This window comes from Microcoleus sp. Pol12B5, from assembly GCF_036701335.1.
Taxonomy (GTDB): Bacteria; Cyanobacteriota; Cyanobacteriia; order Cyanobacteriales; family Microcoleaceae; genus Microcoleus.
Map to the genome: position 1 here is coordinate 20,215 of NZ_JAUBQQ010000047.1, position 25,577 is coordinate 45,791.

General features: G+C 46.1%; 19 protein-coding genes and 1 other RNA gene. 11 read left to right on the top strand and 9 right to left on the bottom strand.

From position 1 onward, the window contains the following. The first annotated feature begins 27 nt into the window (after positions 1 to 27). The 4 genes from corA to QUA24_RS18710 all read left to right on the top strand — a co-directional run bounded on the left by corA (position 28) and on the right by QUA24_RS18710 (position 4,444). Positions 28 to 1,206: a magnesium/cobalt transporter CorA gene (corA, locus tag QUA24_RS18695; RefSeq protein WP_333231182.1), complete on the top strand. Its 1,179-nt coding sequence runs from the start codon at positions 28 to 30 to the stop codon at positions 1,204 to 1,206. A 448-nt stretch (positions 1,207 to 1,654) separates the two neighbouring features. Next, positions 1,655 to 2,088, top strand: an RNA gene (gene rnpB / locus QUA24_RS18700) — RNase P RNA component class A. Between the two features lie 279 nt (positions 2,089 to 2,367). Next, on the top strand, positions 2,368 to 3,090 hold the full coding sequence (gene rnc / locus QUA24_RS18705; RefSeq protein ID WP_333231184.1) for a ribonuclease III: 723 nt from the start codon (positions 2,368 to 2,370) through the stop codon (positions 3,088 to 3,090). Between the two features lie 181 nt (positions 3,091 to 3,271). After that, a complete protein-coding gene (locus QUA24_RS18710) occupies positions 3,272 to 4,444 on the top strand; it encodes a Gfo/Idh/MocA family oxidoreductase (protein WP_333231186.1) in 1,173 nt (390 codons plus the stop codon). 31 nt (positions 4,445 to 4,475) lie between these two features. Here the strand turns inward: QUA24_RS18710 and QUA24_RS18715 are convergent, their stop codons facing one another. Then, a complete protein-coding gene (locus tag QUA24_RS18715; protein ID WP_333231188.1) occupies positions 4,476 to 6,521 on the bottom strand; it encodes an ATP-binding protein in 2,046 nt (681 codons plus the stop codon). A 664-nt stretch (positions 6,522 to 7,185) separates the two neighbouring features. On the opposite strand from QUA24_RS18715, the gene QUA24_RS18720 reads away from it, so the two are divergent. Both QUA24_RS18720 and QUA24_RS18725 read left to right on the top strand, forming a co-directional pair. Then, on the top strand, positions 7,186 to 7,830 hold the full coding sequence (locus QUA24_RS18720) for a class I SAM-dependent methyltransferase (RefSeq protein WP_333231189.1): 645 nt from the start codon (positions 7,186 to 7,188) through the stop codon (positions 7,828 to 7,830). Between the two features lie 103 nt (positions 7,831 to 7,933). Beyond that, the gene (locus QUA24_RS18725; RefSeq protein WP_333231191.1) at positions 7,934 to 9,439 is read left to right on the top strand and encodes a cryptochrome/photolyase family protein; all 1,506 of its coding nucleotides are present in this window, start codon (positions 7,934 to 7,936) and stop codon (positions 9,437 to 9,439) included. Positions 9,440 to 9,524: 85 nt separating this feature from the next. Here QUA24_RS18725 and QUA24_RS18730 read toward each other — a convergent pair whose 3' ends face one another. Continuing rightward, positions 9,525 to 9,764, bottom strand: a complete 240-nt coding sequence (locus QUA24_RS18730) for a hypothetical protein (protein WP_333231193.1) — start codon at positions 9,762 to 9,764, stop codon at positions 9,525 to 9,527. Between the two features lie 225 nt (positions 9,765 to 9,989). On the opposite strand from QUA24_RS18730, the gene QUA24_RS18735 reads away from it, so the two are divergent. Beyond that, positions 9,990 to 10,247, top strand: a complete 258-nt coding sequence (locus QUA24_RS18735) for a DUF2811 domain-containing protein (protein ID WP_050813024.1) — start codon at positions 9,990 to 9,992, stop codon at positions 10,245 to 10,247. Between the two features lie 439 nt (positions 10,248 to 10,686). On the opposite strand, the gene groL is transcribed toward QUA24_RS18735, so the two are convergent. Both groL and QUA24_RS18745 read right to left on the bottom strand, forming a co-directional pair. Then, entirely contained in the window at positions 10,687 to 12,378 is a 1,692-nt protein-coding gene (groL, locus tag QUA24_RS18740; RefSeq protein ID WP_333231195.1) for a chaperonin GroEL, read from the bottom strand. A 30-nt stretch (positions 12,379 to 12,408) separates the two neighbouring features. Beyond that, the gene (locus QUA24_RS18745) at positions 12,409 to 12,567 is read right to left on the bottom strand and encodes a hypothetical protein (RefSeq protein WP_333208885.1); all 159 of its coding nucleotides are present in this window, start codon (positions 12,565 to 12,567) and stop codon (positions 12,409 to 12,411) included. 438 nt (positions 12,568 to 13,005) lie between these two features. Between QUA24_RS18745 and QUA24_RS18750 the strand changes: the two genes are divergently transcribed. Further along, entirely contained in the window at positions 13,006 to 14,754 is a 1,749-nt protein-coding gene (locus tag QUA24_RS18750; protein ID WP_333231206.1) for an ABC transporter ATP-binding protein, read from the top strand. Positions 14,755 to 14,962: 208 nt separating this feature from the next. Here the strand turns inward: QUA24_RS18750 and QUA24_RS18755 are convergent, their stop codons facing one another. Beyond that, a complete protein-coding gene (locus QUA24_RS18755; RefSeq protein ID WP_333231197.1) occupies positions 14,963 to 16,048 on the bottom strand; it encodes a fatty acid desaturase in 1,086 nt (361 codons plus the stop codon). Positions 16,049 to 17,027: 979 nt separating this feature from the next. Here QUA24_RS18755 and QUA24_RS18760 point away from each other — a divergent pair. Next, entirely contained in the window at positions 17,028 to 17,495 is a 468-nt protein-coding gene (locus QUA24_RS18760; protein ID WP_333231199.1) for a hypothetical protein, read from the top strand. Positions 17,496 to 17,569: 74 nt separating this feature from the next. Here the strand turns inward: QUA24_RS18760 and thiO are convergent, their stop codons facing one another. After that, a complete protein-coding gene (gene thiO, locus QUA24_RS18765; RefSeq protein ID WP_333231201.1) occupies positions 17,570 to 18,667 on the bottom strand; it encodes a glycine oxidase ThiO in 1,098 nt (365 codons plus the stop codon). A gap of 151 nt (positions 18,668 to 18,818) precedes the next feature. Beyond that, a complete protein-coding gene (locus QUA24_RS18770; RefSeq protein WP_333084631.1) occupies positions 18,819 to 19,157 on the bottom strand; it encodes a 2Fe-2S iron-sulfur cluster-binding protein in 339 nt (112 codons plus the stop codon). Positions 19,158 to 19,232: 75 nt separating this feature from the next. On the opposite strand from QUA24_RS18770, the gene cimA reads away from it, so the two are divergent. Next, complete coding sequence (cimA, locus tag QUA24_RS18775; protein WP_445242627.1) at positions 19,233 to 20,891, top strand: citramalate synthase; 1,659 nt, start codon at positions 19,233 to 19,235, stop codon at positions 20,889 to 20,891. Between the two features lie 446 nt (positions 20,892 to 21,337). Here cimA and QUA24_RS18780 read toward each other — a convergent pair whose 3' ends face one another. After that, positions 21,338 to 22,306: an SPFH domain-containing protein gene (locus QUA24_RS18780; protein ID WP_333084632.1), complete on the bottom strand. Its 969-nt coding sequence runs from the start codon at positions 22,304 to 22,306 to the stop codon at positions 21,338 to 21,340. A gap of 102 nt (positions 22,307 to 22,408) precedes the next feature. Then, entirely contained in the window at positions 22,409 to 22,840 is a 432-nt protein-coding gene (locus QUA24_RS18785; protein WP_333208874.1) for an NfeD family protein, read from the bottom strand. Positions 22,841 to 23,174: 334 nt separating this feature from the next. Here QUA24_RS18785 and QUA24_RS18790 point away from each other — a divergent pair, with 334 nt between their 5' ends. Continuing rightward, on the top strand, positions 23,175 to 25,316 hold the full coding sequence (locus tag QUA24_RS18790; RefSeq protein WP_333231203.1) for a protein phosphatase 2C domain-containing protein: 2,142 nt from the start codon (positions 23,175 to 23,177) through the stop codon (positions 25,314 to 25,316). Positions 25,317 to 25,577: the final 261 nt, after the last annotated feature.

Genomic DNA, 25,577 nt, shown 5'->3' on the forward strand with positions numbered 1-25,577 from the left:
AAGGTTCTAAAAGTCAGGAATATTAGCATGGTATACAAAAGCATACATACTTCTAGTGCCGTTGCAAAACAAATTAAAGAAGAAGAAAATGATGATTCCTATGTTGACTATTTTTATGACGATCAGGGGGCTCCGCCTGGAACTCTCGACTTAGAACCAGATGCGCCGCCTCCGGAGATTGTATTAATTGACTATTGCGACACAGCAGCTACTCGCGCCCACTTGGCAAATCCTCAAAAAGCTGCTGCGTATTTAGATACAGCATCTGTTTCTTGGGTTGATATGTTGGGATTGGGAAACAAAGAAACTTGGCGGCAAATGGCCGAAGTATTTAATTTGCACGTAATGGCTCAGGAAGATGTAGTTAATGTTCCCCAGCGACCGAAAGTTGTAGACTATGAAGAACACATTTTAATCATTGCTTGGATGGTGATGCTGCATCCAGAATCAGATACTTTTCATAAAGAACAAGTAAGTTTTATTTTGGGCAAGCATTACCTGTTAACTGTTCAGGAAGAACCGGACTATGATTGTTTTGAACCAGTGCGCGATCGCATTCGTAAAGGACAAGGCATGATTCGCAAACACGGAGCAGATTATTTGGCTTATACTTTGTTAGATTCCATTATAGATGGATTCTTCCCTGTATTAGAAGTTTACGGAGAGCGCATTGAAGAATTAGAGGATGAAGTGGTGGTGAACCCTACGCGCAAAACCCTGGAGAAAATCTATAAAATCCGGCGAGAATTGCTGACTCTGCGCCGCGCCATTTGGCCGCAGAGGGATGCAATTAATGTTTTGATTCGAGATAGCAGTGATTTGATTAGTCCAGAGGTGCGAATTTACCTGCGGGACTGTTACGATCACACGGTGCAAGTGATGGATATGGTGGAAACCTATCGAGAGTTGTCTTCGGGTTTGATGGATGTTTACTTGTCTTCGGTTGGTAATAAAATGAATGAAATCATGAAGTTGCTGACGGTTATTTCCAGTATTTTTATTCCTCTAACTTTTGTGGCAGGAGTATACGGGATGAATTTCAATACAGAGAAATCGCCCTGGAATATGCCGGAACTGAATTGGTATTTTGGCTATCCGCTGTGTTGGGCGGTGATGGTAGGAATCGCCTCTGGTTTAGTTTACTTCTTCTGGCGGCGTGGCTGGTTTGATAATTTTTCTACTATCAAAGATGACTCATTAAAGTAACCGAATTGAACATTTAAGATTGGGGATTAAAGATTGAAGAATTCAAAATCCTGTTAGGTGAAAAGGTTTCCTGCCCCTAGTTAAATCCGTGCGATAAATCCTTGTATGATAATTGCCAACTTTTGTGCCTCCTGATTCATCAGTGAGTGATTTTAAGGGAGTTGCAGGGAAATTTAATTGTTGGGCGGGCTTCGGGTCCACCGTACAAGAGTTTGAATAAACTGAGATGTTTCACCATTCTGGCTTAACAGGCTTTCCGGCCTGTTCCACAAAAAATAAACTTGATTGTGGAACAGGCCGGAAAGCCTGTTCATAAAAAGCTTATTGACAATAGTGCCAGATGTGAGAATAAACACAAATGTCCAAGTTAAGTGGGCGACAAGTTAAAATATTCAATCTCAAATCCCAAATTGATTGACGAACGATCGCGTACAATAAATCTGGGGAAAAAGTAGGCGCAGGCGGTTGCGGATTAGCGAAAGCTTGTCTGAGGAAAGTCCGGGCTCTCGAAAAACCAAACTTGCTGGGTAACGCCCAGTGCGAGCGATCGTGAGGATAGTGCCACAGAAAGATACCGCCCCCCGATTTGAGATTTGAGATTTGAGATTTGAGATTGAATCAAAAATCAAGCATCGAAAATCGCAAAATGTTAGGGGGTAAGGGTGCAAAGGTGCGGTAAGAGCGCACCAGCAGCATCGAGAGGTGCTGGCTCGGTAAACCCCAGTTGGGAGCAAGGTCGGAGGAACTATGGTTGGTTTTTTACCAGTTCCGTTTTTTGGTACCGCTTGAGGCGTCTGGTAACAGGCGCCCCAGATAGATAACTGCCCTCGAAAACTGCTTGCAGTTGAGAGAACAGAACCCGGCTTATGTCCGACTTTTTCCCCCCCATTTAATTAAAATTACCGCTGGGAAATCAGGTTGACCAATCCTTTAGACCTGTTTTATGTTGGGAAAGGTGTGCACTGCACACCGGGAGGAAGATTTTGGGTAAGGTGCGCCATAAACACCGGGAGGAATATTGAGTTTGTTAAGGAAAAGTTTTTTATTAATATGAATCTGATACCAGTTAAAAAAAATAATGTCACTTTTTAAAACCTCCCAACCCGGATAGTCATCCGTGATTGCCACTTCTAAAATCTAAAATCTAAAATCTAAAATGGTATGATTTATCCGGGTCGGCAAAAGCAACTTGAAACATTAATTCAAAAATTGGGACTGACGAAGGATGCTTCGATAAAATGGCATCTCCTCGATTTAGCTTTGACTCATGCGAGCGCGTCAGCTAAAGCAAATTACGAGCAACTAGAGTTTGTCGGGGATGCAGTTGTGCGGCTGGCTGCGTCGGAATTGTTGTTTGAGATTTATCCTGACTGTACAGTGGGGGAATTTGCTGCTATTCGATCGATCTTGGTGAGCGATCGCATTCTTGCTAAAATCGCTGAAAGTTACGGCTTCGATCGCTATTTAATTGTTTCCAGCAGCGCCGCCGCAGACAAAACAGGCGCTGAACCCCGGCTGGCAGATGCTTTGGAAGCGGTACTGGCTGCGCTTTATTTGAGTACCCAGAGCTTAGAATTAATTCGCCCTTGGCTAGATTCTCACTTTCAACGCTTAGCGACAGAAATCCGCAGTGATCCTGCCCGCCAAAACTACAAAGCTGCTCTCCAAGAGTTGACTCAAGGCAAATACAAAACTTTGCCCAAATATAGCGTGCAAGAAACCGGGACAGTGCAGGGGGGGGAGGATCGTTTTACCGCAGAAGTTCTCATTCAGGGAAAGTTGGTAGCAGAGGGAAAAGGTCGATCGATCAAAGCGGCCGAACAAGCAGCGGCTCAGGTAGCTTTCAATAAATTAGTTAATAGTCAGTTGACTGTTGACTGTTAACTGTTGACTGTTGACTCGTGCTATCAGTTATTGGTTATTTGTTAGCTGCTACCAATAACCAATAATCAATAACTACTACATAACTACTAGCAACAGTCAACAGTGATTTTTTTGAATGAAAAGATAGATAATAATAACAAATTATGCTATAATTACTGTGCGATTTTTGCAATTATAATCAATGAAAATCGGAATAGCTGTATTGGGTGCAGGTCGCTGGGGAGTTAACCTAATCCGCAACTTTCTCGAACATCCCAACAGCCAAGTTTTAGCGGTGGTAGACCCGAATCGAGATTCATTGGCGGTCGTTCAAAAACAATTTAATCTGGATGCCTCGGTGATTCTAGCTACCGATTGGTCTCAAGTGCAAGCCCTGCCGGGACTGCAAGCTGTGGCGATCGCTACTCCAGCTTCCACACACTACACTCTCGCAGCAGCAGCGCTGAAACAAGGCTACCACGTCTTAGCAGAAAAACCCCTCGCCCTCAACCTCACTGAAGCCATAGAACTCTGCCAATTAGCCGAAAAACAGCAGCGGCAACTCTTCGTTGACCACACTTATCTGTTTCATCCAGCAGTCGATCGAGGCCAAAGAATTATTCAACAGCATCAACTCGGAAAATTGCGCTACGGTTACGCCCAGCGCACCCATTTTGAACCGGTCCGCCATGACGTTGATGCCCTTTGGGACTTGGCAGTTCACGATATCGCTATTTTCAATACTTGGCTGGAACAAACGCCAATTGAAGTAAGGGCGATGGGTACTGTTTTTCCAAAGGAATCAGGAAAAGGGAAAAAGGAAGAAGGAATAAATCAAGAAGCAGCAGAAATGGAAAATCAATTTGCTCCTTCGCTGGTGACTACTAATCCTGCAGAAAAACTAGCAGATTTAGTTTGGGTAACACTCACCTATCCCGACGGATTTCAAGCATTTATTCACCTGTGCTGGCTAAATCCCGACAAACAACGGCGCTTAACAGTTGTTGGCAGTTTGGGAACCTTAATTTTTGATGAAATGTCGCCAGAAACTCCCCTGATTGTGCAGCGCGGCAATCCAGATTGGCGAGGCGAAGAGAATAACTGTTTTGAAAGTGCGTTAGCGAAGCCCGCCCCTACGGGGGCTACGCCAACGAAGAGGATCGCGCCGCAGCCAACAAGCCTCAGCCATCGCGAAGTGTTGAGTTTAGAACAAGTAGAACCGCTGCGGAGAGTGTGCGATCGCTTCCTCAATTGCGTGCAAACAAATACCCCCTGTCTTACCTCTTCGGGCGCCGCCTCCGTCGAATTAATCCGCATTCTCAGCACTTTGAGCAAATCCCTCGAACTCGGCGGACAGCCCCTAATACCCTTTTAGATTTTAGATTTTAGATTGGGAACATCACTCCTCAACTTTTGAAATTTCCCTTTTCCGTTACTAAGTCGGGGCTGTGAAAATAAAAACTTGACTGCTGGTTTACCGGCAAAGAAATCATCACCGTAGTACCTTGATTCACGCCCGCGCTGTGCAGGGTAATGCTTCCGATCATAGATTCCATTATCCTTCGCGAGATAGCTAAGCCCAAACCGTTACCGCCAAACTTGCGAGTTGTAGAACCATCAGCCATCACAAAAGGTTGAAACAATTTCTGCTGGTGCTCGGGATCTATACCAATTCCCGTATCTTTAATTGTCACCACCACCCAATCGCTTTGACCGCTGGTGCCAGTCGTATTTTCAGCACTGCCGTTAAAACTACCAGAATTAGTCCTCGATTCTAGTCGCACAGATATATTAATGCTGCCCGACTCTGTAAACTTAACCGCATTGCTCAAAACATTTAAAAACACCTGTTTTAGCTTCTCCGGATCGGCATGAACAATAATCGGATCGTGAGGAGCTGGCAAACTTAACTTCAAGCCTTTTTCCTCGATTGGAGTCGCTTGCAAATCAATCGCGTCTTCAAGTACCTGAGTAATATCAACTACTTCTAACATCATGGAGAACGTGCCGGATTCTATTTTAGCAATGTCCAAAATATCATTAATAATATTGAGCAATTGCATTGACGAGTCGTGGGCCCGCTGTAAAAATTCCATTTCTTCATCTCGGTCATCGCAGTAGCCGTCCCGCACAATTTGAATAAAACCAATAATCCCGTTGAGCGGGGTTCTCAATTCGTGAGAAATATTGCCCAAAAATTCATTCTTTAATTGATTGGCAACTTGCGCTTCCTTGGTTGCGACTTCCAATTCTTTGGCCCTGGATCTGAGACCCTGCACCATGCTGTTTAGTGCTTCTGATAGTTGATTGAATTCCCTAATTTGGAAATTTTGTGGCACTGTCTGCGACGCTTCTGTATCTACTTTCATCGCATAGTCTCTCAGTTTTTCCACAGGACGCGCCAAGTCGCGAGACAGATATAAAGTGGCGATGATACTAGCAGCAACCAAACCTACAATTAAATTAAATAAAACTTGCTGAATTTCTTCCAAACCCGACAGAGCGTAATCTAAACGAGAGACAGCTAAAATAATCCACTTGCTGTTCTCCTGTGTAGTTGAAGGACTCGGGATAGCGGCGTATCCTGCTAGCAACTCTACACCATTTCTTTCAAAGGAAAATAGGTGGAGAAAAGCTGTGCCGCCGGCGATCGCCCTTCTGACAATACTTTTTAGTCGAGCGGCATCTGCTTCTTGGTCAATATTGCGGCCCACGCGGTTGATATTCGGGTGCGCCAAGATCGTCCCATCTTGGTCGATCGCCACCGTATAGCCGGCTAAAGAACCCTTGGGAGCGCTGGTTTGCACAGGCAATGCCGACTGCAGACTCAAAGCATAACTCAACTGCAGGGTATTGCCCCGACGAATGTAAACAGGAGCGCTCAACACCAAACTCGCTTGGCTATCGGAGCCTTCTTTACCCGCATCGGGAAAATCCTCAGCCCCCAAAGCCACCTTCTGATCGTTTGCTGTCCCCTGTCGCTGCGGAGGTAAGGACAGACTGATGTAAACGCTCTTGTCGTCCAGCAGCGTTTGCTGCTGCTGTACGGGTGGCCAAAATTTTGCGGGCAAGGACTGAATCGGCTGTTGCCCGCAAGTGCTTGCTATCACTTGATTTGTCTTTAAATTAGTCAATTGCAAGCAATCAACCTGCGCTGGCAACCGCTGCCCTAATTGGGCGATAAACTTTTGATAATCCTTCGGATCTACCGACTGCAACATCGAGCTTTCCGAAGCGCCGATCAGATTCGACTTCAGCGATTTCGCCCACTGTTCAATAGTGTCTGCTTTTCTGACTGCACTTTCTGTCAAGTTTTGACGAGCAGTTTCCAGAAGCGTCGAGCGTGCCTTGCGATAGGTAACATACTCCCCCACCAGTAGAACAGGTACGCTGAGCAACAAAATCCGCGACAGTAAAATACGGCGAAAGGAGGATTGACCTAACTTAACCATAGGAAATATCTAAATTAAGGTGCAACACCCAACAGCGACCATTACAGTGAAATAAACCAGACCGAAAGCATGAATCTGTCTAGGGGGCTCTGCTGACTGGACAACACAGCTTCAGAACAACATTTAAACACAATTATAGAAGCCACTGTAGTAATCTCGATTCTAAGTGTGTGGACTAAAAGATGCTGAGCAATTTGTTGGGCAAATGCCTGTGATTTCGGTCACACTTCCCTTCACAATTCTCGGAGCGAGTGACACCCGATCGCCCAGATGCCTATTTTTCAGGCTGCAGAAAGCGTCGGGTGGACATACCGCAGTGGCTTGAAGCTAGAATCGCATAGATGCACTCGCCCCCAATTAACAGGCAAAAAGTTCGGTTTCCGGTTAGTGTACAGAGATCATTCTTGCTCGATCGGACTTTTTCTTTCCCAAGGCCTTCGAGAAATGGGCCAGAGATGGGCGATGCGAGATTTTGCACCTTGTCAAATATTTCTTTTGCCATCTGATTGATTCAGTGACAATAATTCACCTGTCAAACAAAAAGAATGAGACGATCGAGCTGCCGATCAACTCTGACAACCCTAATGTGGGGAACCTTAGCTCAAACAGTGTACCCACGCTCGGTAAATTCGCGGTCTCGGCAATAATCTCCATAGCTTAATCGATGAAAAAAAACTTTAGCAATTATACGTATTATTACACAAACAACCGTCCGAGATATCATCACGCATATTTGATATCTCCCCTTTTAGAAATGCTGGCGACACTTCAGCAGACCAGCAAGACAAAACTCCGAGTTTTGGATCTCGGCTGTGGCAATGGCAGCCTCAGTCACGTTATCGCAGAGCACGGCTGCGAAGTTGTCGGCGTTGACAGTTCAGCGGCCGGAATTGCCATCTCCAGTCAAAGTTTCCCCGAATGTCAGTTTATCGAAGCAGATATTTACGACCTTCCAGATACCGATACTGTGAACTCATTTGATGTTGTCTTAGCTATTGAAGTAATCGAACACTTGCTTTATCCTAAAGAGCTAGCAAAAACTGCGAAAAAATGCCTCAAGCCGGGAGGAAAATTAATTATTTCCACACCATATCACGGCTATTTAAAAAATCTGGCTTTAGCGGTCTCTGGCAAACTAGATAAACATTTTACCGTTCTTTGGGATAACGGTCACATTAAATTTTTTTCAGTAGAGACGCTGACCAAGTTATTGACATCTGAAGGATACACAGACATAAGATTTAAATTTGCTGGTCGGTGTCCCTATCTTTGGAAATCAATGTTATGCTCTAGTAAGTTTTCAGGATAACCTAAAAACTTATGAGTTGTGAGTGGTCAATAAATTAAGTTTTTTGACTAGACCACCAGGACTCATAAAAAGTAAAAGATAACTTTCACTCACAAAAAGTAAAATGACTGTTGGCGTTTGGATATTAGGCGATCAATTGTGGGAGAACCAAGTTGCTCTCAACCGCACAGATGATAAATCCTCCCTACCGATAATTTTAATTGAATCTTGGCAGCACGTTCAACAGCGGCGCTACCACCAACAAAAATTAGTATTAATTTGGTCGGCAATGCGGCACTTCGCGAAAGAATTGCGCGACAGTGGATGGCAAGTTACTTACACAAAATCGGAGGACTTTGAAGCACCTCTCAAAGCTTGGATACAAGCTCAGAATATCACCGAAGTGCGGGTGATGGCTCCGAACGATCGACCTTTTTTACAGATCGTTCAAAACTTGCAACTCCCCTGTCAAACAACCCTAATTCCCAACAATCAATTCCTCTGGACAGAAACAGAATTCAAAGATTGGGCTTCAAGCCGCAAACGTTTGTTAATGGAAGACTTCTATCGAGCCAGCCGCCAGCGTTTTCAAGTTTTAATGGATAGCAGCAATAAACCTGTGGGAGGGAAGTGGAATTTTGACAAAGAAAATCGTCAGCCACCCAAAGGAAAACTGGATACCCCGAAACCTCTATGGTTTGAACCGGACGCCATAACTCAAGAAGTTATCGCACAAGTTAAATCTCTATCTTTCCCAACTTACGGCAAGATTGAACCTTTTCGCTGGGCGGTTACACGAGAGCAAGCACTGCAAGTATTAGATAATTTCATCGAACAGTCTCTCCCCGCTTTTGGCTCTTATCAAGACGCGATGGTAACGGGGGAGGAAACAATGTGGCATTCCCTAATTTCTCCGTATCTCAATATTGGATTACTTCATCCTTTAGAAGTTATTCAAGCCGCCGAAACAGCCTACCTCGACAATAACTTAAATTTAAACAGCGTCGAAGGTTTTATCCGCCAAATTCTGGGCTGGCGAGAATACATTCGCGGTATGTATTTTTACGTGGATGCTGATTATTTTGAGAAGAATTGGTTCAACCACACTCAGCCGCTGCCGGAGTTTTTTTGGGACGCTAGTAAAACAGATATGAACTGTTTGTGCCAAGTTTTAACTCAAGTCGAAGGCAGCGGTTACGCGCATCACATCCAGCGGTTGATGATTTTGAGCAATTTTGGCCTAATTGCGGGAATCTCGCCCCAGGAGCTAGAAAAATGGTTCCACAGTGCGTTTGTGGATGCTTATGACTGGGTAATGCAGACTAATGTGCTGGGTATGGGTTTGTTTGCTGACGGCGGTGTGTTGGCCTCGAAGCCCTATGCTGCTTCTGCCAATTACATTAATAAAATGAGCAATTATTGTCGGGGGTGCAAATTCGATCGCACAGTGCGATCGGGCGAAAATGCTTGTCCCTTCAACTTCTTCTACTGGGATTTCCTAGCGCGCCACCGGGACAAACTTCAGTCGATCGGTCGCATGAGCTTTATCTTAGCCAATCTCGACAAAATGCCGCCGGCAGAATTGGCCACCATCCGGCAAAAAGCGGCAGAGTGGCACTTAGTCAGTTGACTGTTGTCAGTTGACTGTTGTCAGTTGTCAGTTGTTAATCCTTTGCAGTGGCTAATAACAAATAACCAATAACATTAATCAATAGTCAACAGTCAACAGTCAACAACGCCCCATGCCCCATTCCCCATGCCCCATGCCCTTTGCAATTCTTATTTTTTCCCTGACTTTTCCCTAAACATTCCACAGCGTTTCCACAGGCAAGTCTGAGGTTTTCCACAGATACGACAAAGTTTTCCACAGAAATTAACGGCACGGTAGCATCTTGCTGCGGAATTGGGGATTTCCTTAACTTGCTGGCTAATTCCTTATAAACCCCCCAATACATAAAGATATGTAACAAAAAATGCCCTAAAAAGCTCATTCTTTGGTAAATCTTTTTTTTATATAAAGGAGTTTGTAATATTTCGCAACATTGACAAACCCACCCCCTCATAGCGCACAATGATGCGACCGACCTAAAAAAGAGCGCTCTGATTTCGGCTGTGCCTGCACCTGTATCCGGCCGAGGGGGGTTTCTGTTTTCAATTTATTAGCGAGACTAAAAAAAATGATGAACCCAACAGTCAGTATTTTTGCTGAAATTCCCGAAACGCTGCACGATTCTCTCAAAACTTACCTGGAAACCCATCCCGAATGGGATCTAGACCGAGTATTTTGCGCGGCCCTGTCGCTGTTTTTGTTGCAGAATGCCGATAGCGGTACGCCTGAAGCTTCGCGCAGTTATCGCCAAGCTGCGAGAGTTTATCTCGAAACTCTGTTTCAATCTCCTCAAGACTTGCACAGCAACAACGTAACTCCGTCGTCTTAAAGGATCAGGGGAGAGGGGGAGACGCGGTTTCTGGGAAGGATTTTAGTTGACCGAGAGGGCGGGCACTGCAGAGGTGGCAACTTCAGCTTAAAATCCCTGAGAACTATCGCTTATAGCTTAATGCTGAGCCCCATTGCATCTCCCTTAAGAAGCAGGGCGGTTTCATTCTCACGAAAATCAGGCTTTTGTAGGGTAGTGCTACCCCTACTCCCCGTGCCTACCCCCTCCACGGACGAGGGAATCGGTGTTTCAAATATCGGGGCAGCCACGGGGGATTGCCCCTACAAGAGAATGAAACAGCCCCCCGGACTATCAGGGGATGCCGGGAGGATAAGCTGCCTTAATCGTCAAACAGTAGACGGGTAGTACATAAGACGCGCTTGTTGACACCAATGATGCTTATGGCGCACCCTACAGGCTACAAACTAATGGCTGAAGACTACATCATGCCCATGCCGCCCATGCCGCCCATGCCGCCCATGCCGCCCATGCCGCCCATGCCGCCCATGCCGCCCATGCCGCCCATGTCGCCCATGTCGCCGCCGGCTTTTTTCTTCTCGGGTTTTTCGACAATCACAGCTTCAGTGGTCAAAACCATACCAGCGATGGAACCGGCATTTTGCAAAGCCGATCGCACCACCTTAGCCGGGTCAATAATCCCGGCGGCAATCATATCTTCGTACACGTCGGTGAGAGCGTTGTATCCAATGTTGAACTCGCTCGCCCGCACTCGCTCGATGACGATGGAACCTTCAACACCCGCATTATCAGCGATTTGACGCAAAGGTGCTTCCAAAGCTTTCTTCACCAAGTCAGCGCCTACTTGTTCTTCGGCGTCTAAAGTATTTGCGATCGCATCTATTTTTGTAATCAGGTGAATTAGCGTCGTGCCACCTCCGGCAACGATACCTTCTTCCACAGCAGCTTTAGTAGCGTTCAGAGCGTCTTCAATACGCAGTTTGCGGTCTTTGAGCTCGGTTTCGGTAGCTGCGCCGACTTTAATTACAGCGATGCCGCCGGCGAGTTTGGCGATGCGTTCGGTTAGCTTTTCTTTGTCGTAGTCGGAATCCGTCGCTTCTAGCTGCTTGCGGATTTGCTCGATCCGTTTTAGCACGTCAGCTTTGTGTTCTTCGCCAGCAACAACGATCGTGTTTTCTTTGTCGATCGTAATTTTGCGGGCGGTACCGAGCATTTCTAGGGTTGCGGTATCGATGCTGAGTCCGACTTCTTCAGAAATCAGTTGACCGCCAGTAAGAACGGCGATATCTTGAAGCATAGCTTTGCGCCGTTCGCCAAAACCAGGAGATTTCGTTGCTGCGATGTTCAATACACCGCGCGCTTTGTTGACTACCAGAGTTGCCAAAGCTTCGCCTTCAATATCTTCGGCGATAATTAGCAGCGGTTGACCGGTGCGGGCGATTTTTTCGAGAACTGGAATGAGTTCTTGAATCGAGCTAATTTTTTTGTCGGTAATCAGGATGCGAGCGTTTTCGTACTCAACTTCCATGCGATCGGTGTTGGTGACGAAATAGGGAGAAAGATATCCGCGATCGTACTGCATCCCTTCGACAACTTCCAATTCTGTTGTCAGAGATTTCGACTCTTCAACAGTAATTACGCCGTCTTTGGTGACTTTTTCCATTGCTTGGGCAATCATGGCGCCGACTTCTTCGTCGTTACCGGCGGAGACAGTGGCGACTTGAGCAATTGCAGCCCCTTCGACGGGTTTCGCCAATTTCTCGATTTCCAGCACCAAGTGGGCGATCGTTTTTTCAATACCCCGGCGCAGCGCGACTGGGTTTGCACCTGCTGCGACATTCTTCAAACCTTCGCGAATGAGGGATTGAGCTAGAACCGTTGCGGTTGTTGTGCCGTCGCCTGCGATATCTTTAGTTTTGGAGGCGACTTCTTGAATTAAGCGAGCGCCGGCATTTTCCAGGGGGTCTTCGAGTTCGATCTCCCTAGCAACGGTGATACCGTCGTTAACAATTTGGGGAGCGCCGTATTTCTTTTCCAATAGGACGTTCCGGCCTTTCGGGCCCAAGGTGATGCGGACTGCATCGGCGAGTTGATTGACGCCGCGTTCTAGTGCCCGCCGAGATTTGTCGCTAAATGCAACTATTTTGGTCATGTTTGTCTCCAATCGCTTACATTAGCAAATTTAGCACTCTCTGAGGCTGAGTGCTAAGTCGATCGATTTTTGATTGTAGCGCGACTCAACGCTGGGCGGGATTGCGGGGACGGATGGGAGATTTGGGCGATCGTTCCGGGTGGCTAAGGACAGGGCATTGCCGTGTCCCCACATATCTCGTGTCGCCACAGATATAATGTGGTTTGTTACATATCGATATACTCAGGTTTTGGTTGAGGTCAAAACCTAATTTTGATGGCGCGTTATCCCAAAGCAGAATTTTTATTAAAAATTTCTTAACTTGTGTTTTCCGTCATCTACCTTTCGATAGAGCTTCTATTCTTTTTTCAGATTTCTACCTTCTATGGATCGTCAATTAAATAATTTCCCTTTTTTCTTGTGGGATGGGCGTCCCGCCCGTCCCCAATAGACGGGCGGGACGCCCATCCCACAACAGTCATGAAAAGTGGATTTTATTTAATTCTCATCCCTATAGCAACCGCCAAGATTATTAGGACGTTCTTAATTGCTGAAAACCTTGAGGAAGATTCCTTCTTCCTTCAGCATCCATCCGTTACATCCGTTACAAAATCCGCTGCCGAACCTTCTTCCTTCTTCCTTCTTCCTATGGCTCGTTATTCTCGACTGCAAAAACTCGGCTCTTATATGCGCCCGCACTGGAAGCCAACATTCTGGGGCATTTTTTCGCTATTAATTGTCAATGCTGTGGGCGTTTACATTCCCCTGCTGATTCGGAATTCAGTTGACACTCTCCAAGTTGCGACTAAATTTGACGAAGTTTTCAACTTCGTGGCACTAATTCTGATCCTCGCCTCCATTATGTGGGTAATTCGGATGGTGTCGCGGATTCTGCTGTTTGGCGTGGGGCGTCAAGTAGAATTTGACCTCAAACAGCAAATATTTAATCATTTATTAACATTAGAACCGTCTTATTTTGCAGCCAATACGGTAGGAGATTTAATTAACCGGGCTACTTCCGATTTGGACAATATTCGGCGCTTGGTGGGGTTTGCAGTGCTGAGTTTGGCGAATACGGCATTTGCCTATGCTTTGACTTTGCCGGTGATGCTGGGGATTAATGTAAGGCTGACACTGTTTGCGATCGCAGTTTATCCTTTAATGCTGGTTTTGGTACAGTTATTTAGCGACAAACTTCGCATCCAACAGTTAGCCGTGCAAGAGGAATTGTCGGCGATGAGCGATTTAATTCAGGAAGATATGAGCGGGATGTCAGTAATTAAAATCTACGCTCAAGAAGAAAACGAACGCCGAGCTTTTCGCAATTCCAATGCGAAGTTGCTATCAGCAAACTTGGAATTAGCAAAAACTAGAAACTTTATTTTTCCGCTGCTGGGCGGTTTGGCAAGCATTAGTTTGTTGGTGCTGCTTTCTGCTGGTGGGGGGGCAATTGCTAATGGCCAAATTAGCATTGGCGATTTTGTGGCGTTGCTGATTTATGTGGAGCGTTTGGTGTTTCCGACGGCGCTGTTGGGTTTCACAATTACTGCTTACCAGCGGGGAGAAGTGAGTGTCGATCGCATCGAATCAATTCTGACTGTGGAACCGCAAATTAAGGATGCTGCCGATGCAGTGGAACTGGCAACTCCAGTCAAAGGCGAAATTGCAGCTCGCCATCTAAATTATACTTATCCAGGTGCTAAGACACCCGCGCTTAAAAATGTTGATTTTACCATAAAACCGGGCGAAACTGTCGCAATTGTTGGGGCGATCGGCTCAGGAAAATCAACTTTAGCTAATGCACTGCCCAGACTGCTGGACATCGATCGGGGTCAGTTATTTGTAGACGGACAGGATATTACCGAGGTAAAATTGACCGAATTGCGGGGGGCGATCGCCTACGTTCCGCAAGAAAGTTTCCTGTTCGGCACTACCATTAAGAATAACATCCGCTACGGAAACCCTTTAGCGGAACAGCCGGAGATTGAAGCCGCAGCAAAACAAGCGCAAATTCACGCCGAAATCCTCAACTTTCCCCAGCAGTACAAAACAGTTGTCGGCGAGCGCGGCATTACTTTATCCGGCGGACAACGGCAGCGGACAGCACTTGCTCGCGCTTTGTTAGTTGACGCCCCCGTGCTCATTTTGGATGACGCTCTTTCCAGCGTTGACAATCAAACTGCTACCGACATTTTGCGAAACTTGGCAACGGGAACCGATCGCAAAACAGTAATTTTTATCTCGCATCAAATGTCAGCGGCGGCCAGTGCCGATCGCATTTTTGTGATGGAGAGAGGAGAAATAGTTCAGAGCGGCACTCACCTTGAATTGGTAGGGCAAACAGGGCTTTATCAGTATTTGTGGAACCAGCAAAAATTAGAGGAATTGCTGCATTGACAAGTGACAGATACTTTGAGTTATATCAAATCCGCTAGCATCGGAATTAATATTATTCACAGCCTGGACACGGCAGAGCTGTGTCCCTACAATTAATCCGTGTAGGGACACAGCTCTGCCGTGTCCTCTATATAATTCCGGTGCAACCGGAAACGAGATCATAGGATTGTGGGGATAAAGAAGCAACCAAATTTATTGCCCACCGATTTTAATTAGCTACATTACTCAAGGGAATTTCTTCTTGTTGTTGAAATAATGTAATCGATTGCAGACTATCTGAAGCAGCGTCCCAAAGAATGAATTGGAAGCAGTCAGGAATATCGCGAATTGTCAGTGATTTTGAATTAGCCAGCAGGTGAATATTAGCATTGTGACAAGCCCGAAGATTATAGTTAGGTATTCGCTCAGAGAGATGATGAATATTGTGGTAAGCAATATCAGCCGAAAACCAATTAAGAATAGTTGGTAATTTCAGATAACTGCTGCCTTCTATTGCGCCCAGCAGATAGTCCCAGCCCTCTGTTTTGTGGGCGTAGGAACCGTCAAAATTATGCTGAACAAAGAAAATACAGATAAATATCGCTGCAGAACAAGTCATGACAATTGAGTAAACACTCCAGAAAAAGCCAAACCCCAGTAAGTTGCTCAGATAAATCCAGCTACCAACAACACAAATATTGTTGAACAGTAAATCCCAAAATTCAGCCGTCGTATACCAATGTTTGGATTTATAAGAAGCAATAATTGCAGATAAACCCATACCAAAATCTTGCTTGAGACAAGCAAAAATATGTCGGATAAAACCCGTAATTCCCAAGATGAGCGCGAGTCTTGGCTTAATAATTAGATAGAAAAAACCACCGGGAAACAGCATCAATGGGTGTCTGAGTAACTGATAAATCTTTTGACTAAATGGGCTTAGCGCCGCAAATTTTTCGGTGGATATCAATGCCGAAGGGCCTCGGTACATATCCCAATTACCATTATGTTTGTGGTGATAAGCGTGTCCCCTCGACCAGGGGTACTGAGGAATCGCATTGATGATACCTAGTATAAAACCCATAATGCGATTGACTTTTTTGGAGCTAAAAAGAGAATAGTGTCCGCAATCGTGCATCAAAGAGAAACAACGTCCTGAAAAAAGTGTCATCAACACCATTATCGGCGGCAGCAGGAATACAGAAATGGCAGCCGCTTTAAAGGCTAAAAACCATAAAAATGTATAAGGAATCACTGTATTTAATATTTGGCAACTAGCTTTCAAGTTGTTGCTCTTCATATAAGGAGCTAGCACAAAATCCGACTTTTTGATCGCGTTTTTCATTCAGTATGTCTATGGTGTGTGGATCAGTGCTTAGCTTACCATCAGGAGATGCTGGCTATTTTTGGAATTGTTTTATTGCAGGTAATTGGGTGAATCGCGGTTGAAAATTGACCCAGAGTTTACAAAACTGCTGATAATATTTAGTTCATTAGCTCGTCCTTTTGGTGGTTTCGCCAAGCTGAAATTAATCCCAGCATTGACGTAGTTGCTCATAACAAACGGCCAGAGTAATTTCTAATTGTTGCAGAAAATCGATTTCTATTTGACCGTCATTTGTTAGCAGAATAATTTCTTGGGTGGGATGGTATGTCGCAATGATTTGAAGCAAAATTGAGATAGAGGATGGCTCTCTTGACAGTCGTTACAGATAATCTGTTAGCGATAATTCAGTTAGGAATTGCAAGTGATGCGGAACCGTAGAGACTGTATAATCTCATTACATTTGGGGGACAGGGGCGGATTTACGCCGGACTTTCCCCGTTTCTTCCAAAGGTTTTTTTGTTGGAACCGATTTTTGCACATTTATGAGGTTATCACAACTCTGCTTTGTTTACAGAAAAAACTGTGAAGCCTGTCAACAGCCGAACAAATCGCTGCACCGGAAGGCATGAATATCATTGGTTGGTTGCACGCCATTCAGTAATTTATGCCACTATTTTTGCTTGCATCGTCTGTGCCACACTTTACTCTACCGGGTTCTAGCCCAACTCGATCGCACGCTCAAAAGTTGGGATACTGGCGAAAACTTTGTATTGGCGGGCTATAAGCGCGATCGAGAAACCGCCTGCCCCGGAAACCAAAGCTGACACAACATCCACAACCGCAGAGGATTTTGGCTAAAGTCCTTGAGAAGAGAATTTGAGGAGCGATCGCAATTGCCTGCGTTTTTTGTGCTCGGAGATAGCTCGGATTTGCTACAATCTAATCGCACACGCGACTAGAAGGGATTATGACCGAACTATTAGATGAGGCGTTTTCTATTGAAATGGCCGCTCGCATCAAAAGCAACCGTAAAAACTGCTTTGACAACGCTTATAAAGCAGCGTTAGCCACCGAGGGCGCGATTTATGTTCAAGGCTTTTTAGCCGTGCCGGGAGTGCCATATAAACCCATCGAATATAGCTGGATTGAACTCGACGAGCGAATTATTGACCCCACCTTTCCCCATCTCGGTTTCATCGCTCAAGACATTCATTACTTCCCAGTCCAGCGCTTCAGCGTCAAGAAACTCAAAGCAATCCTAGAAGAATCAAAAGAAGATTACCCTGAAGACGACCCGCTGCCGATTTATGGCAATCAACCTTATGAATATTACGGCGATTTGATGTTAGGCGGTAGCGATTACCAAAATGCTTACGATTTGGCTGCAGCTAAATGCCGGGAATTAAACCAACCCAAAAAACAGGATGCAAACTAATTAAAGACTTACCAAAAAATGCTTGGATGTGCCTATTATAGCAGTAAGGTACGTTGCACCCTACGTATAGAGGTTCAAGTAAGTGCTGAAGCTTCAAACCTCGAATAATGAAAAGCAGCCAATAACGGATCTAACTTTTGCTCCCACATCAAATCAGCCAACAATTTAGCCGTCACCGGAGCCAACAAAATGCCATTGCGGTAATGCCCCGTAGCCCATGTCAAATTCTCCCAAGCACTAGCACCCAAAATCGGCAACTCATCAGGAGTAGCTGGCCGAAATCCCCACCAAAACTCCAGAATCGGATAATTTTGTAATTCGGGATATAGCTTAATCGCTCCTGCTAGCAAAGTTTGGATTCCCGCAGGGGTATTTCCCGGCGTGAAATCCACATTTTCGCTAGTTGCACCAATAATAATTCGGCCATCTTGACGCGGCACAATATAAATGCCCGTCCCGAATAGAACGGTTTGCAGGGGCTGGATAACTCCCCAATCTTCTGGTACACATACTGACAGCATTTGTCCCTTTCTTGGAAAAACAGGAACATTCAATAACTGCTCAGACCAAGCACCCGCAGCCAAAACATAACGGTCTGCTTGCAATTTTCCTGCTGTTGTTTCAATGCCAACAACTCGCTTTTCCTGCCGAATAATTTCCCCTGCATTGCCTTGAATAATCTCAATCTGCAATTCTTTAGTTGCTGCCTGAAGCGTCCGAAATAAAGCGCGGTTGTCAACTTGAGCGTCGTCAGGATACCACCAACCGCCTATTACTTCTTGACCTAATCCAAACTGATGCCGGCGAACAGTATCTCTGTCCAACCATTGATAATTAAGGTTTGACAAAAGCGGCTTTTCTTGAGGCTCATTTTGACACACGGGTGCGAGAATTCCCGATCGCCAATATCCCGTTTTCAATCCGGTAATATCTTCTAGCTGTTCCACCCAGGCGGGATACAGTGCGCGGCTTTGCAAGCACAACTCTAGCATCCGACTGGGGGGAATTCGTTCGGCTTGCGGGGCAAGCATTCCAGCAGCAGCCCGCGCCGTCGGTTGTTTAGAATCGGCGGTGAGAACCGCGACAGACGCCCCTCGCAATTTCAGTTCTACTGCTAGCGAAAGGCCGATTATTCCGCCGCCAATAATCAGAATATCTTTAGATGAATTCATTAACTTTTATATGGACTTTCTGGCTTTTTTGACCTCTCGGCTTTCTTTAGGGTAAGGTGCGCTAAGCACACCTTACAGTTAGAATTATTATGCGAGTCTTACAGATTATCTGGCAAGGCGATCGTCCTATCAGCCTTTCTTAACAAACAATCTATGCTTGGGGTTTCCAGACAGTTTCAGAACCTTGACCCCAGAAACCGTCATATTTTGTCACCTTAATATCGCCTAAAACCTTGGTTTGGCAGGACAAACGGCGGTTGGAGGTGGAAGAATGGGGAGGAACCGAAAGTCGGGCTTTTTCGCGCCACTGGGGCTCGGAAACTTCGCCCTCGACGGTGACGGCGCAGGTGCCGCAAGTGCCGAGGCCGTGGCAGTTGATGACTTTGGCATTGCCGTTGTAGAGATCAATGCCGTTTTTGAGCAAAACTTCACGGAGATTGGCTCCGCGATCGCACTCAAATGTTTTTCCTTGCGCTTGTACCTTGACCACAGCAATTTACCCCAATTAGATTTATGTTAATTTTCCTATATATTATCGCATTAAATTCAAATAAATTCATCTAATATGGTAAGTGATATATTACCAATTTCTCGATCGCAATTTCCCATGACAAATCGGCTCTGGATCTACGATACCACGCTGCGAGACGGTGCTCAGTGCGAGGGACTCTCCTTATCTCTCGAAGACAAACTGCGAATCGCTCGACAGTTAGACAGTTTAGGAATTCCCTTTATTGAAGGCGGCTGGCCAGGGGCAAATCCTAAAGACGTACAATTTTTTTGGCGTCTCAAAGAACAGCCCCTAACTCAAGCAGAAGTTGTAGCTTTTTGTTCGACTAGGCGGCCGGGAACTACGGCAGCTAATGATGAAATGTTGCAGGCTATTTTGTCCGCCGGTACTCGCTGGGTGACGTTGTTTGGCAAGTCGTGGGATTTGCACGTTATTGAAAGTTTGAAGACAACGCTAGAAGAAAATCTGGCGATGATTCGAGATACAATTGAATATTTGCGGAGTCAGGGAAGGCGCGTTATTTACGATGCCGAACACTGGTTTGACGGCTACAAACACAATCCAGATTATGCTATTAAAACTTTAGAAGCTGCCGCCGATGCTGGTGCAGAATGGCTGGTACTTTGCGATACTAACGGGGGTACTTTACCTCACGAAGTCAGTCAGGTTGTTCGTGAGGTTTTAGAAGCTTTAGGAACCAATCGTGAAAAATCTTTACAATTAGGAATTCACACTCACAACGACTCAGGAGTTGCGGTTGCTAATGCTTTGGCTGCTGTGCGGGAAGGAGTGAGGATGGTACAGGGAACTATTAACGGTTACGGCGAACGCTGCGGCAATGCGGATTTATGTTCTTTGATTCCAAATTTTCAGCTAAAGTTAGGTTATGATTGCATTGAAGACGAGCAATTAGTTAGATTAACTCAAGTAAGTCGATCGATTAGCGAAATTGTCAATCTTGCTCCCGATGATCATGCTCCTTTTGTGGGTCTTTCGGCTTTTGCTCACAAAGGCGGAATTCACGTCTCGGCTGTTGAAAAAAATCCGTTAACTTACGAACATTTGGAACCGGAAAAAATTGGCAACAGGCGGCGAATTGTGATTTCGGATCAAGCCGGTTTGAGCAATGTTTTGGCGAAGGCGCGCACTTTTGGCATGGATCTCGATCGCAAAAATCCTGCTTGCCGCCAAATTTTGGAAAAATTGAAAGATTTGGAAAGTCAAGGATATCAATTTGAGGGTGCTGAGGCTTCTTTTGAATTGTTAATGCGGGAGGCTTTGGGAAAGCGGAAGCATTTATTTGAAATCAAAGGTTTTCAAGTTCACTGTGATAAAGGTAAGGAGGAAACAGTTAATTCTTTAGCAACCGTGAAAGTGACTGTTAACGGTCAAGATATTCTGGAATGCGCGGAAGGAAACGGGCCTGTTTCTGCACTTGATGCGGCTTTGCGGAAGGCTTTGCGGAATTTTTATCCGGCAATTACTGATTTTAACTTAACAGATTATAAGGTGCGAATTCTGGACGGATGTGCCGGAACTTCTGCTAAAACTCGCGTGTTGGCTGAGTTTAGCAACGGTCAAGACCGCTGGACGACTGTGGGGGTTTCTGGTAATATTTTGGATGCTTCTTATCAAGCAGTTGTTGAGGGTTTGGAGTATGGTTTGGTGTTGGGAGATAGGGAGGCGATCGTTTTAACTATGTCGAGTTATTAGGTTAACGACCAAGAGAAGTTGCCTGAATATCGATGTTTAAATAGATACCAAATACCAAAAGGAGCATCTCAATGAAAGCAGCCAAGCCCAAAATTGGAGTTTTGAGGCATGAGGCTATCTTGCTGCGAGGCAGGAGGAAAGAGTCATATCAATTCCGGTTACACCGTCCGTGATTGTTGACTGTTGACTGTAGAAGGAGGGGTCGAAAAACTGAATAGTTGAGTGTTAACTGTTGACTCGATTTTATGATTCCGATGCAACCGGAAACGATATCAGAAGGAATGAGCCAGAAGAAGTGTTTTTACAAATGTGAGATGCTCCCCTACTTTTGGGAGCATCTCAATGAAAGCAGCCAAGCCCAAAATTGGAGTTTTGAGGCAGGAGGCTCTCTTGCTGCGAGGCAGAAGGAGCCAGAAGAAGTGTTTTTACAAATATGAGATGCTCCCCTACTTTTTCACCTCATTATTATTACCTTCCCCAACGATCGATCGCATTCCTTCGAGCGTCGCGGGAATGCTGCGCGGGTCCATAAACATCACCTTGCTGCTGTCGCTGGTGCCAATTTTTAGACCCATATCCAGATAGTTTTGAGCTAACAAAAATTGTAAAGCTTCCCGGGCAGTGGGGTCATTTTGCAGAGTTTTGGCGATTATTTGCAAGGCTTCAGAAGTAGCTTGAGCTTTCAAAACCTGACTTTGGCGTTCTGCTTGAGCTTTCAGGACGATCGCCTTTTGTTGAGCTTCCGCCTCCAAAATAGTCGCTTTTTGGCGCGCTTCTGCATCCAGAACTTGCGCTTCTGCTTTACCTTTGGCGCTATTAACTGCTGACTCGCGTTCGCCCTCGGATGTCAGAATTGCCGCCCGCTTGCGTCGATCGGCTGCCATCTGCAATTCCATCGATTCCTGTACAGTTTTAGAAGGGATAATATCCCGCAGTTCTACCCGCGTTACTTTCACTCCCCAAGGATCGGTAACAATATCTAAATCTCTGAGCAATATTTCATTAATTTGAGAACGAGCAGTAAAGGTTTGTTCGAGATCCAGTTGACCCATTTCGGCACGAATTTGAGTCAGCACCATATTTACCATTGCTGACTGGAGATTTTCTACTTTGTAACAAGCTTTTTCCAAGTCTACAATGCGCCAGTAAACCACAGCATCAACAGTGATGGAAACGTTGTCGCGGGTAATACAAGCTTGCGGAGGAATATCTAAGACTTTTTCCCGAATGGTTTGCTCGTACACGACGCGATCGAGAAACGGCTTGACAAAATTCAAACCGGGTTCCAGTCTCCTGCCGCTGTATTTACCTAAAGTTTCCACCAGCGCTTCATTTCCCTGATTGATAATCTTGACGGAACCTGCGAGGGCTGAGCCGCCGAGTGCTAAAAATACAAGTAAAAAAAATTGTTCCACGGTCGCCTCCTATAAATGTTGAGTGTTGAGTGTTGACTGTTAAATGTTGACTAAAGACTGATGACTAACTACTAATTGTCTGTGATTAATTACGCATTTTGTTTAAGAATGCAAGAGATTTTCAGGCAAAACTATCAGAGTAGTGCCTTTTCGTCCGACGACAATTACGTTTTGGTTGGGGGGGATAGTGGCCTTCGTGTCTTCGCAGCGAGCTTGCCAAGAATTCCCCTCATAAATGACTCGACCGGCTTCTCCGGGGGGAATTTCTGTTAAAGTTTTGGCTTCCTGAGAATCTGCGATCGCCCTTGCGGTGCCTTTTGGTATCAACCGCCGAGACACCAGCACAAAAACTGTCGAAAATACCATCCACAGGAATATTTGTAAATTAACGTAAGGTAGAACTAGAGAGCATCCAGCTACCGCGAAGGCGCTCAGTCCCATCATAAAAGCGACAAAAGCAGTCGGGAGAAATAGCTCTGCCAAACAGAGCAAAGACCCAGCTATCAGCCAAAGGAGCGTAGGAGTCAAGATCATAAAAAGAATAGGTGATACTATTTAGATCTTAGATTGGAAATTTAAGATTTAAGAATTGCCAACAACTGACTATGCAAGGGTTTGCGACTTGCAGCCACTCAGAGCGATTTTTCGCGCAGCGGTACCAGGTTGAGGCTTCCATCGTACTCGAAGTCTGAGTTTAGTAACTTAAATTACAATTTAAGCCGGTGCAGGCTGGCAGAAACTACAATTTCTACGGGCCCAAAGGCAGTTAAGAAATTGATAGGGGCTAAAATCAGTTTATTCTCAAGCTCATGAATTTGGGCTGGCGAATCATATATCTTCAGAATCTTTTTACACAAACTATTTCGATATGATCAGCAGTTTCTCCGAACCCATTTATTGCCCGAATCTTAGCTGTCCCGATCCCCGCAATACCTTTGGCCGCCAGCACTGTGCAGCGTGCGAAACGGATTTAATTTATCGCTATGTGTGGGTGGTAGGGCAAGCAGCCGAGGAAGTGCCGACGGGTAAGGTAATAGCCGATCGATACTTTGTCATTGCACCTCAAATCTGGCTCGACAGCCGTCCAGCTTTGCCTCCGAGCGTCCCGGAACAACTGCCGGATACGATTATGCCTTACCTGCATTTGTATCCCCAACGGCTGCATACGCCGGAAGTATACGGTTTTTGTTCGCTTGGGGAAGCACCGGAAGCCACAGAAGTGCTGTTGTTGCAAAATGTGCCCATCAATAATTTCGGTCGCCTGTATCCTTCTATTTTAGAAGCTTGGTCTGGGACAACCGCCGCGCGCCAAGTTTACTGGCTGTGGCAAATGCTCCAACTGTGGGCGCGACTATCGGAACAGGGAGTCGCTTCGAGTTTGCTGGTACCGGAAAATTTGCGGGTGGAAGGTTGGCGGGTACGCCTGCTGGAACTGCACCGGGGCAATTTTGTACCGACGCTACGGGACTTGGGAGATGTGTGGTCAGGTTTGGTGGAATCAGCGCAACCCGAGGTGCAGTCGAAACTCGGAGAAATTTGTCAGTTTATGCGCCGCAGCAGCATGAATTTCGACGCGATCGCCCTGGAACTAAACGATTTACTATTAGAACAAGCCGCTCAATTGCCTCTGCACTTAGAAGTAGTCGGCATGACTGATACCGGGCCACAGCGCTCCCAAAATGAAGACAGTTGCTATCCGGTTGCTGCTGATTTTCAATTTAGCAAAACTTCAGGGGGCGAGAAATTAATTCCTTACTTAACAATGGTTTGCGACGGGGTTGGAGGCCACGAAGGAGGAGAAGTTGCCAGTCAATTAGCCGTGCAATCCCTGAAAGCTTTAATCCAAAATTTGCTCGCAGAAATTGCTCAACAAGAAGAGTTGATGACGCCAACAATGGTGATCAAGCAACTCGAAGAAATAGTCCGAGTTGTGAATAATGTGATTTCTGCTCAAAATAATGAGCAGGGAAAAGAGTTGCGGCAACGGATGGGGACGACTTTGGTGATGGCCCTCCAGTTGCCTCAAAAAGTGAAAAATTCCGAGGATTTGCCCTCAAATAACAGCCACGAACTTTATTTAGTCAATGTTGGAGACAGCCGCGCTTATTGGATTGGCAGAAATTACTGTCACCGGCTGACTGTGGACGACGACGTAGCCTCAAGGGAAGTCCAGCTAGGACATTGTTTATATTGGGAGACTCAACTGCGATCCGATGCAGGAGCCCTGACTCAAGCTTTGGGAACGCGGGATGCCGATTTCCTGCGCCCGACGATTCAGCGATTTATTGTCGAAGAGGAAGGCTTACTGCTGCTGTGTTCCGACGGTTTGAGCGACAACGACTGGGTAGAGAAATCTTGGGAGAATTATGGCCCAGAGGTGCTTGAGGGCAAAATGTCTTTGGAAGCGGCAGTTCAGTCTTGGATTCGTCTCGCCAACGAGAAAAATGGTTATGACAACACCTCCGTGGTAGCGACTCACTGTCGGATGTCGCCGGAGAGATTGGTACTGTTTGATCCGGCGGTGGCCTCAGCGCCGGCGTCAGCGCCCGTGTCAGCCTCGGTGTCGCTGCCGCCTTCCCTCGTCGCTGCGTCCCTCCAGAAGTCCGGGAGGGTTCCAGAATCTCAGCTTTCAGAATCGTCCAAACAGTTGTTGTACCCCGAAACTTCCCCCGCCCCGGAACCAGTTCAAAAACGGCGATCCAAGCTGCCGCTGCCCCTACTGGGGGTGTTGGGGCTGATATTAGCCGGCGGCGGTTTAGGTTTGTGGGTGCAAAGCCTCCAAAGCCGCCAGCCAGATCCCGCACCACTTCCGCCACCGCCGGAAACTCCCGCCCCAAGTCCTTCGGAGACTCCCTCGCCCGGGGCCGAGAGTCCCTCGCCGTCGCCCGAATCGACTCCTGCCGAAATTCCGCCGCCCGATAGCGAGAGTCTCTCGCCGTCGCCGGAATCGACTCCTGCGGAAATTCCGCCGCCCCAAGAAGCGGAAACTCCTTTGCCATCAGCGGAGTAAGGGAGATTAGACCTCTTTTAAAAATCCTTTTCCTCAATTGATGGGACGGGCTCTCCGGCCCATCCCACAAGAGTTATTTTTTCTTGTGGGATGGGCCGGAGAGCCCGTCCTAATTATTTTTGCAAGAGGTCTATTGAATTAATTTGAGGCAGAAGGAAGGAGCCAGAAGAAGTGTTTTTACAAATAGGTTGAGTCGAGGGGGGATATTATTCCCCGCCCCTCTCGGTTAGATCTGGGCGTGCGACTTTCACCGCACCCAGC

Bases quoted from the DNA above. Each gene is read 5' to 3' on its own strand.
- corA (WP_333231182.1), top strand. From the start codon at position 28: ATGGTATACAAAAGCATACATACTTCTAGTGCCGTTGCAAAACAAATT.
- rnc (WP_333231184.1), top strand. From the start codon at position 2,368: ATGATTTATCCGGGTCGGCAAAAGCAACTTGAAACATTAATTCAAAAA.
- QUA24_RS18710 (WP_333231186.1), top strand. From the start codon at position 3,272: ATGAAAATCGGAATAGCTGTATTGGGTGCAGGTCGCTGGGGAGTTAAC.
- QUA24_RS18715 (WP_333231188.1), bottom strand. From the start codon at position 6,521: ATGGTTAAGTTAGGTCAATCCTCCTTTCGCCGTATTTTACTGTCGCGG.
- QUA24_RS18720 (WP_333231189.1), top strand. From the start codon at position 7,186: ATGAAAAAAAACTTTAGCAATTATACGTATTATTACACAAACAACCGT.
- QUA24_RS18725 (WP_333231191.1), top strand. From the start codon at position 7,934: ATGACTGTTGGCGTTTGGATATTAGGCGATCAATTGTGGGAGAACCAA.
- QUA24_RS18730 (WP_333231193.1), bottom strand. From the start codon at position 9,764: ATGTATTGGGGGGTTTATAAGGAATTAGCCAGCAAGTTAAGGAAATCC.
- QUA24_RS18735 (WP_050813024.1), top strand. From the start codon at position 9,990: ATGAACCCAACAGTCAGTATTTTTGCTGAAATTCCCGAAACGCTGCAC.
- groL (WP_333231195.1), bottom strand. From the start codon at position 12,378: ATGACCAAAATAGTTGCATTTAGCGACAAATCTCGGCGGGCACTAGAA.
- QUA24_RS18750 (WP_333231206.1), top strand. From the start codon at position 13,006: ATGGCTCGTTATTCTCGACTGCAAAAACTCGGCTCTTATATGCGCCCG.
- QUA24_RS18760 (WP_333231199.1), top strand. From the start codon at position 17,028: ATGACCGAACTATTAGATGAGGCGTTTTCTATTGAAATGGCCGCTCGC.
- thiO (WP_333231201.1), bottom strand. From the start codon at position 18,667: ATGAATTCATCTAAAGATATTCTGATTATTGGCGGCGGAATAATCGGC.
- cimA (WP_445242627.1), top strand. From the start codon at position 19,233: ATGGTAAGTGATATATTACCAATTTCTCGATCGCAATTTCCCATGACA.
- QUA24_RS18785 (WP_333208874.1), bottom strand. From the start codon at position 22,840: ATGATCTTGACTCCTACGCTCCTTTGGCTGATAGCTGGGTCTTTGCTC.
- QUA24_RS18790 (WP_333231203.1), top strand. From the start codon at position 23,175: ATGATCAGCAGTTTCTCCGAACCCATTTATTGCCCGAATCTTAGCTGT.